At 41.1% G+C, this 14,921-nt stretch carries 12 protein-coding genes; 10 read left to right on the plus strand and 2 right to left on the minus strand.

Annotation, left to right across the window (positions count from 1 at the left end; genetic code table 11):
• Together ACR2F3_RS07340 and hemW are read right to left on the minus strand one after the other, a co-directional pair.
• On the minus strand, positions 1–323 hold a 323-nt coding region (locus ACR2F3_RS07340), incomplete at its 3' end, for a cupin-like domain-containing protein (RefSeq protein WP_432709334.1).
• A 110-nt stretch (positions 324–433) separates the two neighbouring features.
• Positions 434–1,573: a radical SAM family heme chaperone HemW gene (hemW, locus tag ACR2F3_RS07345; RefSeq protein ID WP_432709335.1), complete on the minus strand. Its 1,140-nt coding sequence runs from the start codon at positions 1,571–1,573 to the stop codon at positions 434–436.
• A 217-nt stretch (positions 1,574–1,790) separates the two neighbouring features.
• On the opposite strand from hemW, the gene ACR2F3_RS07350 reads away from it, so the two are divergent.
• The 10 genes from ACR2F3_RS07350 to ACR2F3_RS07395 form a co-directional block, all read left to right on the plus strand.
• A complete protein-coding gene (locus ACR2F3_RS07350) occupies positions 1,791–1,991 on the plus strand; it encodes a hypothetical protein (protein ID WP_432709336.1) in 201 nt (66 codons plus the stop codon).
• Between the two features lie 347 nt (positions 1,992–2,338).
• The gene (aspT, locus tag ACR2F3_RS07355) at positions 2,339–4,033 is read left to right on the plus strand and encodes an aspartate-alanine antiporter (protein WP_432709337.1); all 1,695 of its coding nucleotides are present in this window, start codon (positions 2,339–2,341) and stop codon (positions 4,031–4,033) included.
• Positions 4,034–4,073: 40 nt separating this feature from the next.
• Complete coding sequence (aspD, locus tag ACR2F3_RS07360; protein ID WP_432709338.1) at positions 4,074–5,723, plus strand: aspartate 4-decarboxylase; 1,650 nt, start codon at positions 4,074–4,076, stop codon at positions 5,721–5,723.
• 29 nt (positions 5,724–5,752) lie between these two features.
• Positions 5,753–6,802: a type II asparaginase gene (locus ACR2F3_RS07365; protein ID WP_432709339.1), complete on the plus strand. Its 1,050-nt coding sequence runs from the start codon at positions 5,753–5,755 to the stop codon at positions 6,800–6,802.
• A gap of 59 nt (positions 6,803–6,861) precedes the next feature.
• A complete protein-coding gene (locus ACR2F3_RS07370) occupies positions 6,862–8,052 on the plus strand; it encodes a porin (protein WP_432709340.1) in 1,191 nt (396 codons plus the stop codon).
• 10 nt (positions 8,053–8,062) lie between these two features.
• Positions 8,063–9,514, plus strand: a complete 1,452-nt coding sequence (locus ACR2F3_RS07375; protein ID WP_432709341.1) for a TolC family protein — start codon at positions 8,063–8,065, stop codon at positions 9,512–9,514.
• Positions 9,514–10,503 (plus strand): HlyD family secretion protein, encoded by a 990-nt coding sequence (locus ACR2F3_RS07380; protein WP_432709342.1) that lies wholly within the window; start codon positions 9,514–9,516, stop codon positions 10,501–10,503. The genes ACR2F3_RS07375 and ACR2F3_RS07380 overlap by 1 nt, the downstream gene beginning before the upstream one ends.
• On the plus strand, positions 10,503–11,687 hold the full coding sequence (locus ACR2F3_RS07385) for an ABC transporter permease (RefSeq protein WP_432709343.1): 1,185 nt from the start codon (positions 10,503–10,505) through the stop codon (positions 11,685–11,687). Before ACR2F3_RS07380 ends, ACR2F3_RS07385 begins: the two co-directional genes overlap by 1 nt.
• The gene (locus ACR2F3_RS07390) at positions 11,656–12,831 is read left to right on the plus strand and encodes an ABC transporter permease (RefSeq protein WP_432709344.1); all 1,176 of its coding nucleotides are present in this window, start codon (positions 11,656–11,658) and stop codon (positions 12,829–12,831) included. Before ACR2F3_RS07385 ends, ACR2F3_RS07390 begins: the two co-directional genes overlap by 32 nt.
• Positions 12,832–12,877: 46 nt before the next feature.
• Positions 12,878–14,921 (plus strand): SNF2 helicase associated domain-containing protein (locus tag ACR2F3_RS07395; RefSeq protein ID WP_432709345.1); only part of this gene is annotated, 2,044 nt, incomplete at its 3' end.

The following is a 14,921-nucleotide window of genomic DNA, read 5'->3' on the forward strand; positions in this document are numbered from 1 at the left end:
GGCGCATGTTTAATGGGGTCGAAAAGAAAAATGCGGAGGTCGGTGGGGGTATTTCTGATGAGGTCAATGTAATCAGCAAATTTCATTTCTGCAGCTGCCGCATTGATGGGTTTTGCCGGATCGGCTTTGCCACTGTTGTATAATGGAACAGTTTGATCGCCAACTACTTCTTTAAGGTAATCCATGCTCCATTTTTGATGTGCCGGCCAATCTTTAGAAAGGTTTTTAATCACCAGGGGTTTCCTTGGCTTCAGGTAATTTTTCTCAAAATCTTCTTTGCTGATTTGATTAACCGTGTCAATTGTTGTAAGATCGAAGGGCATAAGATGAAGTTTAGCGCCGCTAAAATATAATAACGTGCGAAGCGTCACCTTGTTGTTTTAAAAAAAATGGAACATTTCTGAGATTAAACGGGCTGAAGGTTTTACAGCAACTACCTTTCGTGGCTTTCCAATAAAAACAGTTCTGAAGCAATATGGTCTGCAAATAATTTACCTTCTGGAGTTAATTTCACCTTATCCTGTTCAATACGCAGCCAGTTCCGTTCCTCAAAGGGTTTTAAGTTGAATCGCATTTCTTCTTCGAAAGTTTTACCATATTGTTGATTAATCTGTTGAAGGTCCATGCCCCACATGGTACGCAGGGTGGTCATGATGTATTCGTTCAGGCGGTCAAGCTGGGTAAGCTCTTCTATGGTTTCGGCAAGTTTACCTTGCTGTAGTTTCTCCATATACTGTGCATTGTTTGCCACGTTCAGTTGCCTGTTGGTGCCATCGAAACCATGAGCAGATGGGCCAATTCCTAAATAGGGTACACCCCGCCAGTAGTTGGTGTTGTGCACGGCATAATGCCCGGGCAGGCTGTAATTGGAAATCTCATAATGTTCAAACCCTGCCTCTTCAAGCTTTCCTATAAGTATCTGGAACTGTTCGGCACTTTGATCATCGTTTATGGGCAATTGTTTTCCCTTTTTAATCAAACTGGCAAGGGCGGTTCTTGGCTCTACTGTTAATGCGTAGCCAGAAATATGTGGTATCTGCAGGGCTACTGCTTTATTGATGTTCTCCATGAACTTGGCATTGGTTAGCAGGGGGTATCCATAAATCAGGTCAATGCTAAGGTTTTCGAAACCTGCATCCTGACTCCGTTTAATGGAGGTTTCTGCTTCAGAGGCGTTATGTGCGCGGTTCATCCACCGAAGGTCTTCGTCGAAAAATGATTGTGTACCAATGCTGAAACGGTTCACCGGCATGTGCCTGAGTTCGGCTAGCTTTTGAGCGTTTAGGTCATCAGGATTGGTTTCCATGGTGATTTCGGCATTGGAAGCGATAGAAAAATGCTGTGTTAATGTGTCGAAGATCCGGTTTAAATAAGGACCAGGTAATACCGATGGTGTACCTCCACCGAAATAGATGCTGCCTACCTGATCGGTAATGCGTTCTTTTTTTAAGATCAGCTCTTTGCAAATGGCATCGGTCATTTCTTCAGCATACTTTAGGGAAGTAGTGAAATGAAAGTCGCAATAAGTACATGCTTTTTTGCAGAATGGGATATGTATATAGATGCCTGACATGGGATATGAGACGTTTAATGGGGATGAGATGAATATAAAAAAATATCTGGTATTTACTTCATTATCAGTCGATAATATATTTTAATCTTTTTTAAGTTTCTAACAATTTCTTGTGTTATATTTTATTTTTTTGCTTAACTTGTAATCAATATGTTACTCGTTAACGTTTTTTGAAAGGGCGAGCAATATTATTAAAATATATTTATAACCTAATCATATGATAAAGGTAAGGTATAAAAAGTTGACAGGCAGAAAGTGTAGTGCTATTGCCTGTAAATTTGAAGAACATCTGAATTCAAAAACATGGTTTTTTGATGATAATGATAAGGTGATCAATGCCATGAAACTGGAAAAATATAGGTTGTATTTTACCTGTGATCAACTGGTTGAATTAGAAATCCTCTTCAATCCGCCTTGAGGAGACAATGGAAATTATTTGCTCGCCATGAGTTTATGTAGCTAAAAATCACAAGTTTTTTAGAAACTTCAACCAATTCAAATAATTTATACTTTTTAAGGTTTTTTGGTAGAAGACTTGAATTAAACAATCTTCCTACCGCAAGACATATTTTGCCACAATTAGTTTAATTACTGATATCAATATCATACATGGATGAGTTAAGCTCATCAATCTATCTTTCCTAGTCTGTATTCCATTTTACCTCTCTGCAGGCATTTCCTTACACGTACCCAACAATGTATTGATCTCACTGAGTATTAAACTTGGTATACTTTCTCATTTTTTTTATTCTAAAATGTCAAACTATGGAATGGTTTATTAAAACGTTTCGGGAATACCCGGAACTGGCAGTTTTTCTTACCCTGTCTTTGGGTTATTATATTGGTGCTATAAAATATAAGAGTTTCACATTGGGCACTGTAACCAGTGTACTCTTAGTGGGCGTGCTTGTAGGGCAGTTAGACATAGAGATTTCTTCAAATGTAAAATCTATATTTTTTCTAATGTTTCTTTTTGCTATTGGGTATAGCGTTGGACCTCAGTTTTTTGGCGGTCTAAAGAAAGATGGTTTGCCACAAGTGTTCTTTGCAGCAATTGTTTGTGTGATCTGTCTGCTTTGCTCGTATATAGGAGCTAAAGTAATGGGCTATGACGCGGGTTTATCGGCAGGGATGCTTTCAGGATCTCAAACCATTTCAGCGGTTATTGGTGTCGCCTCAGATACCATAAACAACTTGAATATTTCGGCGAGTGAGAAAAAGCAAATGATCAACGAGATCCCGGTAGCTTATGCCGTAACGTATGTTTTTGGTACTGCTGGATCAGCTTGGATTTTGGCCTCTATTGGCCCAAAGTTATTAGGCGGGGATCTCATTAAAAAAGCCAAGGAACTGGAAGTTCAACTTGGAGGTGATGCTATTGGCGACGATCCAGCCATTACTTCTGCTTACGACAGGGTGTTGTATAATGCTTACAAAATATCAGCCCAATCTTACGCATGTAATCAAACTGTAGCAAAGATTGAGGCTGAATTGGCAAAGCGGGGCAGGATATTATATGTAGAGCGCATCCGCAAAGGCAAAGAAATTTCCTATGTAACCCAGGATACCGTTGTTGAAGAAAATGACGTGATTGTATTGGGTGGACGCAGGGAATATATGATGAATTATGTGTCGCCAAATGAGACCGAAGTACTTGACTCAGAATTGCTAAACTTTCCTGTTGAGGTGCTCAGTGTGATGATTGTAAGCAAGGAAGTACAGGAAAAAACATTATCTGAGTTACTAGGAATGGACTATATGCATGGGGTGATTATCCGGTCCTTAAAAAGGTCAGGTATGGATTTGTCAATTTTACCAAATACACAACTGTACAAAGGAGATATGGTAGAGTTGGTTGGCCACCAACAGAATGTTGAACTAGCCATTAAACATATCGGTTATGCCGATAGACCAACTAACGCTACGGATATGGTCTTTGTTGGTCTTGGGATTGTAATTGGAGGCCTGTTTGGTGCCCTTACTCTAAGGGTGGGTGGCGTGCCCCTCAGCTTAAGTACCAGTGGTGGAGCGTTGATTTCGGGGTTGGTTTTTGGGTGGCTCAGAGGCAAGCATCCTACTTTTGGCCGAATTCCAGAGGCAGCCATCTGGATAATGAATAATTTAGGCTTAAACGTGTTCATTGCTGTAGTTGGTATTACTGCAGGACCGCATTTTGTACAAGGCTTTAAGCAGGCTGGCTGGGATCTATTTATTGTAGGTGCATTGGCGACTACCGTGCCTTTAATAGCAGCGGTATTGTTAGGGCGCTATGTTTTTAAATTTCATCCAATTATCACGCTTGGTTGTGCCGCTGGTGCACGTACAACAACTGCCGCTCTTGGTGCCATACAGGACGCCGTACAAAGTAAAACCCCCGCTTTAGGATATACAGTTACTTATGCAGTGGGTAATACCCTGCTCATTATCTGGGGTGTGGTTATCGTTCTCTTAATGAGTTAGCTATTAATCAAATAATAATCATTTCTTAAACACCTATATTATGACAATCCCTATTTCAAAAATTAAAACCTCAAGAGAAGTTCAAAAAAAGTTGCAAACGATGAGCCCTTTTGAGATCAAAGATGAACTGATCCATCTTGCGAATGAAGCTGCACAGAAATCAACCGGCCAGATGCTCAATGCAGGTCGTGGAAACCCAAACTGGATTGCTACAGTCCCTAGAGAGGCTTTCTTTTTATTCGGTCAATTTGCATTAGGCGAATGCCGCAGAGTAATGGATGTGGAAGGCGGAATGGCCGGTACTGCAGAGGACAAAACGGGAATCGCTGAACGGTTCGAAATTTTTTTAAAGGAAGTTAAATCAAGTCCTGCTCTCGACCTATTAAAAGATACCTTTGAATATGGGCTTAAACAGCACAAATTTGAGCCAGATGCATTTGTAAGGGAAATGGTAGAATCCGTTATAGGATTTAATTACCCTGTTCCCGACCGGATGCTGCGCCACATGGAACCAATTGTGCAGGATTACATGCTCAAGGAGATGTGTAATGGTAAACCACCAAAAGGAAATTATGACCTTTTTGCCGTAGAGGGTGGAACAGCTGCTATGTGTTATATTTTTGATTCCCTTATTAAGAACCATTTAGTTAAAAAGGGAGAAAAGATAGGCCTGCTGGTACCCACTTTTACGCCGTATATAGAAATACCACACCTTGATCAGTATGATTTTGAGGTAATTAATATCGTTGCCTCAAAGACAGCTAAAAATGGGTTCCATACCTGGCACTACCCAGAATCGGAGTTAGATAAACTTAAGGATCCGGACATCAAAATCGCTTTTGTGGTCAATCCAAGTAACCCGCCTTCAGTTGCCTTTCCGCTAAAAAGCTTAAAGTACATATCGGATATTGTGAAAAACCATAACCCGGGTCTGATGGTGATTACCGATGACGTATATGGAACATTTGTACCTGGTTTTGTGTCGCTAATGGCTGCATTGCCTTACAATACGCTTACGGTTTATTCATTTTCAAAATATTTTGGTTGTACAGGCTGGCGACTTGGAGTTATTGCCCTGCACGAGAAAAATATTTTTGATGATAAAATTGCAGCACTTGGCGACAGACAAAAGAAATCGCTGCGCAAAAGGTATGAGATCATTACGCTGGCACCTGAAAAGCTCAAATTTATTGACCGAATGGTGGCCGATAGCAGGCAAGTGGCTTTAAATCATACCGCAGGCTTATCACTGCCACAGCAATTTCAGATGATGCTGTTTGCTTCCTTCAGTTTACACGACAAGAATGATACTTATAGAAAACTAACCCGCGATTTAGTGGGCACACGGTTGAAACTGCTGTGGGAAGGTATGGGAGTAGATATTGTGCCAGATCCAATGCGGGCAGGTTACTATTCGGGGATTGACGTGATGGTAGGCGCATTGCATTTCTATGGGCCCGAACTTGCACAATGGCTGGAAGAGCACTTTGAACCTCTGGATGTGGTATTTCGTTTGGCCGAGAAAACTTCCATCGTTTTATTAAATGGTGGTGGGTTTGCCGCTCCCAAATGGAGTATTCGTGTATCACTGGCTAACCTTCCAACGGATAATTACAAGGTGATTGGACAGAAAATCCGTGAAATTCTATTGGAATACGTAGATGCCTGGGAAAAATCCAAAAAAAAATAAACTGACTTTTAAAATTTGAACCTAATATTATGAAAAAGGTATTTTTCTTATTGTTCTTGCTGATCTTCAGCGTATCACTGTTCGCTCAAAGGTTACCCAGGGTAAGGATTCTGGCAACCGGTGGAACAATTGCCGGAACGGGGGCTTCTGCCGACCGTGCTGCTTATACTGCTGGTGAGTTGCCTGTTAAGGATCTTATTGCTGCCGTACCTGGCCTTGATAAAGTAGCCGAGATTACAGGCGAGCAAGTCGCAAATGTTGGTAGTCAGGACATGACTGTGGCCATCTGGATTAAACTAAATAAAAGGATCAACGAGATCTTTAAAAACGATGAAGCAGATGGTATCGTAATTACCCATGGTACCGACACCCAAGAAGAGACGGCGTATTTTCTGTCCTTAACGGTTCGTTATGATAAACCAGTGGTGTTAACGGGCGCTATGCGTCCGGCAACAGCCATAAGTGCTGATGGCCCAAAGAACCTTTATGATGCAGTTGTTTTGGCTGCTTCAAAAGAAGCGCAGGGCAAAGGGGTGATGCTGGAATTTAGTGAAAGCATTTTTACAGGAAGGGATGCGGTTAAAATCAATACCACGCACGTGGAGGCTTTTAATTCGCCAAACGATGGTCCTATAGGTCAGGTATATGATGGTCAGGTAGTTTTTTATAAACAGCTACTAAGAAAGGAGAATAAAAGCACGCCATTTGATATTACTGGAATGACTTCGTTGCCAGAGGTAGCGGTAGTGTATTTATATGCAGACGCTCCGGCAACCGGTATTAACGCTGCCATTGCAAAAAATGTAAAAGGCCTTGTGACCGGGGGTTTGGGTAATGGAAACTTAAATAAGGTGAATACTACAGCTGTGGAAGCTGCAGTTAAAAGGGGAATTAGCGTGGTAAGGGCTTCGAGGGTTCCAAGCGGCAGGGTAGTACTCCATGACGAAACTGATGATGCGAAACTGGGTACGATAGTATCCGACGATCTGCTTCCGCAAAAGGCTCGTATTTTATTAATGCTTGGCCTAACCCAAACAATGGATAAAGCTCAATTGCAACAGTATTTCTTTGAATATTAACCACTTAATTGGGGGAATTGGCGACGGTTAAATTCCCCCTCTTATTAAGACATATAATTATGAAAGCATGTATAGTACTTTTACTTTGTTTAGCTTCTACCGGACTGTATGCCCAGCAAGATAAACAATCAGACACAACGGTGAACCGAGGCGTTCCATTGATAGTAGCCACTAAAGCTGAACTTTTAAATAATGTGGATGTTATTGCAAATATGCAAGCTAGTTTTAGCAATTTTTTTAACGATGGCGATTACAACAGTAGCAGATTTGTTTTAAATCAGTTCAGACTTGAAATTAAGGGTGATGTGTTTAAGGAAAAAGTTTTTTTCAGATGGAGAAATAGATACACTATGGATCCAGTAGTCCAAAATATTGATAACGTAGTCAGCGCTACAGATATGGCCTATATTGGCTATAACATCTCCGACAGAACAAGCGTTACTTTTGGAAAAATAAGTGCAGCCTGGGGTGGTTATGAGTTTGAACTGAATCCAATTGATATTTATCAATACAATGACATTATAGATCATGCTGAAAATTTTTTAGGAGGCGTACAGGCAACATGGAAAGCTTCACCTAATCATTCAATTACCGGTCAACTATTGAACTCGAGAAATAGATTTTTTAATGAGGTGTACAGTAATGTTCCTGAACTTACAGAAGCAAAATTTCCTGCAGCTGTTGTGGGCTTGTGGAGTGGTAGTTTTCTGGATGGTAAATTTCAGACCCTTTGGAGTTTCAGCGTTTTTCAGGAAGCAAAAAAACTTCATAAATCGGTGAATATGTACTATACAGCCTTGGGTAACCAGGTTAGGTTGAAAGACTGGCTGGTTCAATACGATTTTAAATGGAGCAGTGAAGAGCTGGACCGTACAGGACTTGTCAGTTCGTTTATCCCGGAAAACATCCTTGACCATGCCGCGGAAGATGTAGATTATAAGGAGCATTGGCTCAGGGTGGTGTATTCTTTAAACCAGCAATGGAGGATCTCAGCAGTGGGTATGGTGAGTACTGCGAAGTGGAAGGATATTCCAGACCCAATGGTTGATAGTAAAAGGTTGCGGACTTCCTGGGGTATAATTCCTTCAATAGAGTTTTACCCTATTGAAAACTATAACCTTAAACTGTTCGGAGCTTATGTGCAAAGGTACTATGAGTACAGTGGCTATGCGAAAAATACGCTTGATCAACGCAATTACAATACTGGCAGACTGATGATAGGAATAATTTCTCCATTACTGATATTATAATTTAATAGCTATGTCAGTAATATTGATAAGGGTTAAGCTGGTAGTTATTTTATTATTGTGCTTGCCCTTAATAAGTATTGGACAGAATACAACTCTGGAAGAATGTCTGCGTATTGCAGGTGAAAATAATTTATCTGTAAAACAAGCAAAATCTGCGTTATTATCCAGTCAGTATAACTTGAAAGCAGAGAAGAAGAGCTACTTACCTAAAGTCGATTTACTGTCAAGCTATACCTATTTAAGTAGTCCGTTAGAAGTAAACTTACAAACGGTTAGAGATGGCATTGTTGAAGGATCATCCAGACAAAGCGTAAGCGCAGCAAATGAAGTATTTAAAGAAATTATTGGGAGTGAGTTGCCGCAAGCCGCACAAGAGCGAATATATGGGTTATCCAAAACTATTATTGGGTCTGTTTATCCCAACTATAACCCGAGTTTAAGCAGACAATCTTATTTCGTAGCTGGTTTAGGTGTTAGACAACCCATTTTTCTGGGAAGAAAATTAGATGCTGCCGGCAATCTGGCTCAATCACTTGTAACTACTGCAGAAATTAGCGTTGATTTAATCAATAAGGAAGTTGATTTTGTAATTGCAGCACAGTACCTGCGTATCTTACATTTAAACACGCTGTATGTTAAGCAGCAGTTAATGGTAGATGCGTTAATCAGGAATAATAACTATGCCCAGGAACTGGTGAAAAACCAGATACTTGCGCCTTATCAGAAAAGCTGGACTAATGTAATGTTAACACAAGCCATTAGCCAGCTTAACAACATCAAACTGGATCAGCAGAACGCCCATTTAGAACTTAACAAAGTCTTGGGCGTTCCGTTAGATTCAGGGATAGTGATTACAGACACCCTGAAGTATGCCATTATAGCGCCATCAAATCCTGAAGGTGATTATTGGGCGTCCAATCCAATATATAGACTGGCTGACAGCAAGGTGTCGTATGCGAAAACAGCAGAGAAGATTAGCAAATCCTTCTCATTGCCTAACATTTTTGCAGTTGGAAACTATAATTTGTATCGACGGGATCTTCCACTTCTGGTGCCCGATTGGTTTGTAGGAGTAGAATTGCAGTGGACGCTTTTTAATGGACAAACAAGAAAAAGGACCCTTGCTGCCAGGCAACTGATAGAGGAGACAAAACTTGCTGGAGAGAATGCCAAATTGGAGATAGAGGTTTTATCTGCAGTTGCAAGAAACAAGATGATATCAATTCAAAATGAAGTTGCATCACTGGATTATGCCCGAAAGGAGGCGCAGACCACAACCCGTCTCATCAGGGAGCGTATGGAGAACCAGCTCTCTTCGCCTAAAGATGTCAATGATGCGCTATTGGTTGAAATAGAAATTGAAAAAGGCTATCAATTAGCAGTATTTGGCTATTATTTAGCTGCTGCAGAATACTTCAACAGTTTGGGTAAACCACAGCAAATAACTCAATATATCAAGTGATGAAAAACCTTCTCAAAAATTATTGGGCACTTCTCATTCCTTTATTGGTCGTAATTATTGCATTGATTTTCTTTCTGTCAGATCAAAATAATGATGAAGACACCCTCATAGGGATGGTAGATGACTCCAGTGTGGATGTAGCCGCAGAATTCCCTGGCAGATTGGATTCGCTGTTTGTTGAAGAAGGCGATACTGTAAAATCAGGACAATTATTAGCCGTATTACGCTCAAACGAAATAGATGCAATTATATCTCAAAGTCTGGCTGCAATTGAGGCAGCAAAAAGTCAACAGGAGTTGTTAGCCCAGGGCGCAAGACCCGAGCTGATTGAGGCTACCTCAAAACTTTACCAGATTAGCCAGGAACAATACAATCTATTTAATACCACTTACCAGCGTATGCAACGTTTGTATGAGTCGGATGTGATATCAGGACAAGAGCGTGATATTTTCTATTTCAAGTATCAGGCATCCAAAAAAGAAATGGAAACTGCCGCGCTGAATTTACAGATGCTGAAGAACGGGACAAGACCGGAAATTCTTAAAACCGCTAATGCCATCGTGAAACAAGCCGAGGACGCCTATGAACTTACAAAGGCGCTGGGTGACAATACAAGGGTTTATGCGCCAGCGGATGGGGTTATTTCTAGTGTGGTGATTCACCAGGGTGAGATTGTTTCCATTGGGTATCCAATAATGACGCTTGAAAAGAAGAACTCTACATTGTTACGTTTTAACGTAAGACAAGACAAAGCTGATGTGCTGAAGTTAGGCGCGGTAGCATCTGTAAAAGTTCCTGGTTGTGAGCCAGAAACCTTTTCTGTGAAGGTAACTTCCATTTCGCCAACACTGGAATTTGCCAACTGGGTGCCAACGAGAGACAAAGGAGAGTTTGAACTTAGGACCTTTACCATAGCGCTTAAACCAGAAAATCCATCGCAGATAAAAGGACTACGTTCTGGTATGACTGCTTCATTAATTTTGCCTTAATGAATCGCTTTAACCATATTGTGATCAGGGAGTGGAAGCGCATTCTCAGCTTAAAGGAATTTTACCTGGTTATGCTGGTTATTCCTGCGCTTCTTTTTTCATTTTATGCATTAATTTACCAAAATAAGGAAGCTAAACATTTGCCGTTTGCCATATGGGATGACGACCAAAGCACCATTAGCCGGCAACTTATTTTTTTACTTGAACAGCGTGACGCTTTACACATCACTAAGCGGATAAGCAATGTGGCTGAAGTGGAAAAATTAATGCAGGAAGGCCAGATTCTCGGCGCCATTCATTTTCCACAAAATATGCAAAATGACATTTACAGCAGGCATCCGGTTGAGGTTACGCTTTATACGAATGGGGCCTACCTGGTTCCCGCAAAAATGATTTATAAAGTAGTAGGTGAAGTTATCATTACGGGAAGCTCGGGCGTAGTTTTAAGTAAGCTGGAAAAAACAGGGATGGGCGCCGAACAGGCTATGGCACTTGCCAATCCGGTTCGACTGGAATCTTACCAGCTTTACAATGCAGATTACAATTATCAGGAATATCTGGTGCCTGGGTTAATAACAGTGGCCATGCAAATGGTTATGATCATGAGTAGCATGCTGGCACTAAATTTTGAATGGAAGACAGGAACCATGCAGGAATTATATGCGTTATCCAATGGCTCTGCCATTATGGTGATAACAGCTAAAACCATCGCGCATTTGGTGGTTAGCTGGGTTAATTTTTTACTAATTGTTCTTATCGTATTTCCCATTTTTGATCTTGGAGTTCCTGCTGCTACGTTCAAATTTTTTATCATTCATACCCTGCTTTCTGTTGCCTGTATTGGGATAGGCATGTTCATTTCAGCTTTGCTTAAAGATATCATGTTAGCGGGTGATACCGCGTTATTTTATACTTCTCCTGCTTTCGTTTTTAGTGGATTTACGTTTCCACGATGGGCCATGCCCTGGTATGATCAGTATTATGCTACTATTATGCCCTATACACCATTTCTGGATGCATTTTTTAAGGTTTATTATATGAATTTGCCATTACACTACGCCCAGGCAGATATAAATAAACTTTTATTGTTTTGTGCAGTAATGTTTCCTACTGCATTTTTCTTGTTCCAACGTCAGTTTAATACCAGTACAGATGAAAAAGCAATCAGGGCAGACCATCTTTAAGCTCTTTTTAAGAGAGGCATCAATTGTTGCTAAAGACCATAGTTTGCTGCTCACCCTATTGATGGCGCCATTGCTTTATGCTTTTTTTTATGGAAGTATCTACATTAATAAAGAAGAAGAGGAAGTAAGGTTAGCCGTTGTTGATGATGACCGCACAACCTTTTCAAGGTTGCTGCAACAGACTATCGAGGACTCTCCCATGATAGAATTATTATATTTCCCTAATTTGGGGGAAGCTAGAGAGCAGATGTACCGTGGAAATTGTCAGGGGTATATGTATATTCCAAAGGGCACAGAATCAAATTTACTGAGCCTAAAGCAGAGCACTATTGTTATTGCCGCAAATGCAGCCAGGTTTCTTCCATCGAGCGACATCTTGACGAATGTACAGCAAATATGTCTTACTGTTGGTGCCGGTGTACGGTTACAGTATTTCGAGAAGAGCGAAGGGATGAGCTCAACAATAGCAAGGCAAAGCGTAATGCCCATAAACTTAGATTACAGACCGATGTATAATGTGAAAACAAGCTATGGTGATTTTTTACTCCCTGGGTTATTAGCATTGATTTTACAACAAACCTTATTAATAGGTTTGTCTGAAAGTGTGGCTGGTGAGCGGCAAAATTTACGTCTTGGCAATTGGCTGAAGGGAGGAATATTTACCGCCATATGGGGAAAAGGGTTGTTCTACCTGCTTTTATTTTCTGCTTATGCTTTTTTCTTCCTTAATGTAAACTATCGTATGCTTAGTTTATCTATGCGTGGCAGTGGTATTGAATTAAGCGTAATATTTCTGCTGTTTTTTCTTACCCTCATCCCTATGGCACAATTCATTGGGTCGCTATTTAAAACGCAGTTTCTTTGCCTTCAGATGATGGCGTTTTCTACTTATCCTATATTTTTAATTACGGGATATGCCTGGCCTTTCGATTTGCTACCCCGGGTGGTGCAAGCGGTTTCCATGTTATTGCCCACAACACCATTTTTCGAAATCTATTTGTCTATTGTACAATCGGGAGCGGGATTAACAAGTCAGCCGGGTGCTTTACTTCATTTAGCTATCTTATGGCTGTTGTACAGTAGTTTAGCCTATTATATGCTTGTAAGAATTAAGCGCAGGGAATTGGCGACAACAACAGTGTAAGTAATTTTGGTGTTGCCCTTCCACAAAAGACATTTATCTTTGATTGATGTCTGACCACGAAATTGTAATTGAAAGCTTTAATGCCGCACAGCTCGATCCTGCATTTATCGCGAGGCATTCGGCGCAGCCAATGGACCACGAAGTCACTGATCTGTTTGACGTGAGGGCATTGGATCCTGAAATCGGTTACTGCATGTTTGCTTGTCGCCCTGGCACTGCAAGATCGGCTTATGTAACGGTTTCCTTATCGGGCAACACTTTACGTCTAGGTTGCGATTGCCAGGAAAGGGGTGATAAGTTGTGTGTTCATCAGACCCAGGTCTTGTACAATGTGATGCGCAGAGCGGAAATACGATTATTTTTTGACCCTACGCTGCGGCATGAAAAGATAAAGGAAGCAGCTTATGACTATGGTTTGGCGCAGGAAGCTGATCTGGATAACTATTTTAAGCTGGAATATAATAACAGGAGCATTACGGTCAGCCCGAAGGACAATGCCCTGATTAAGGTAAATCAGGAATCCAGACAATACCTTAACCGTCAGTTATTGCCAACAGGGCAGGTGCCTGTATTGAATGGTAGTTCTGAACTTGGCCAACGGATAGTGGTATTTAAAAAACATAAATATTACGGCCATTTTATAGTAGAACTATACGAGGGCGCGTCTAGCCAACAGGGCAAGCTAAAAAATCCCCTGGTGTTGCTTAATCCCCTTGATGCGATCTGGAAAACCACAGACCCCGATGAGTTGAAGTTTTATACGGCTGTGGCCAAGTTTCAACATCAATATGATACAGAGAATCCAAAAGCGGATATGGAAGCATTAAAGGCTTTGGTGAAAAACCCGTTTGGATTGCGTTTTTATGAATTAAAAGAAGCAGCGAAAACAGTGGGAACAACTTCGTTAATTCCAATTCACATTACGCCACTTCCGCTTGATATCCGCATGGCAGTGAACCAGCGTGATGCTTTTTATGAGGTTACCGGGCAGCTCTTTTTTGGCGACAGGCACTACGACCTGGAGAAATTGCAGGTAAAATTTCAATACTTCCTCCAAGACCAGGAGACGATGTACCTTATTGATAATCCCGACTTTTTAAGGATGATCGCGTTCTTTAAGAAACACGATCATAAGATATTAATCCACCAAAGTAAGTTTGAAGAGTTTCAGCGGACCATTCTTTCAAAACTAGAGCATCATATACAAATTACGTATGCCTATTTAAAGCCCGCCACGAAAAAGCAATTAGAGGAAAACAGCTTTAATCTGCCCAATGAGAAGATCATCTACCTATCAGATGAAGGTGACCATATTTTGATTACACCTGTGGTGCGGTATGGAAATGTAGAGGTTCCGGTATTATCCAAGAGGACGATCTATGCATTAGACAGTCGCGGAAAGCCTTTTACCGTGGCCCGCGATGAGGCCATGGAATTGCAGATCACCAGTATGCTGATGCGGCAGCACCCCCATTTTGAGGAGCAGCTCCAGCAACATCACTTTTACCTACACCGTAGTCGCTTCTTAGATAATGGTTGGTTTTTAGATGCCTTTGAAGAATGGCAAAAGATGGGTATCAAGATATTAGGTTTTAAAGAGCTTTCGAATAATAAATTGAGTGCGCACCGTGCTAAAATAGATATTAAGGTGTTAAGCGGCCTGGATTGGTTTGAAACCGGAGTGGAACTGACTTATGGCAAGGAAAAAATTAGTTTAAAATACCTTCACCAGGCCATCAGGAATAAGAGCAAGTTTGTACAGCTGGGTGATGGCACGCTGGGCATATTACCCGACGAATGGATCGGGCGCTTCACGAAGTATTTCCATGCCGGAGAGGTTCAGGAGGAAATGATCCGTACACCAAAGGTTAACTTTAGCGGGGTGGAAGAGCTTTACGAAGCGGAGTTTATGACCGCGGAAGTGAAACAGGAACTGGCCACTTTTAAAGAACGCTTGTCAGATTTTCAAAAAGTGAAAGAGGTAAAAGCACCAAAAGGGTTAAAAACTGTTTTAAGAACTTACCAGCAGCAAGGTTTAAACTGGCTGAATTTTCTGGACGAGTTTGGTTTTGGCGGTTGTCTGGCAGATG

The organism is Pedobacter sp. (genome assembly GCF_045627485.1).
GTDB lineage: Bacteria > Bacteroidota > Bacteroidia > Sphingobacteriales > Sphingobacteriaceae > Pedobacter.

Coding starts and splice junctions, on each gene's coding strand:
- hemW (WP_432709335.1), bottom strand. CDS start 1,573: ATGTCAGGCATCTATATACATATCCCATTCTGCAAAAAAGCATGTACT.
- ACR2F3_RS07350 (WP_432709336.1), top strand. CDS start 1,791: ATGATAAAGGTAAGGTATAAAAAGTTGACAGGCAGAAAGTGTAGTGCT.
- ACR2F3_RS07370 (WP_432709340.1), top strand. CDS start 6,862: ATGAAAGCATGTATAGTACTTTTACTTTGTTTAGCTTCTACCGGACTG.
- ACR2F3_RS07375 (WP_432709341.1), top strand. CDS start 8,063: ATGTCAGTAATATTGATAAGGGTTAAGCTGGTAGTTATTTTATTATTG.
- aspD (WP_432709338.1), top strand. CDS start 4,074: ATGACAATCCCTATTTCAAAAATTAAAACCTCAAGAGAAGTTCAAAAA.
- aspT (WP_432709337.1), top strand. CDS start 2,339: ATGGAATGGTTTATTAAAACGTTTCGGGAATACCCGGAACTGGCAGTT.
- ACR2F3_RS07365 (WP_432709339.1), top strand. CDS start 5,753: ATGAAAAAGGTATTTTTCTTATTGTTCTTGCTGATCTTCAGCGTATCA.
- ACR2F3_RS07390 (WP_432709344.1), top strand. CDS start 11,656: ATGAAAAAGCAATCAGGGCAGACCATCTTTAAGCTCTTTTTAAGAGAG.
- ACR2F3_RS07380 (WP_432709342.1), top strand. CDS start 9,514: ATGAAAAACCTTCTCAAAAATTATTGGGCACTTCTCATTCCTTTATTG.
- ACR2F3_RS07385 (WP_432709343.1), top strand. CDS start 10,503: ATGAATCGCTTTAACCATATTGTGATCAGGGAGTGGAAGCGCATTCTC.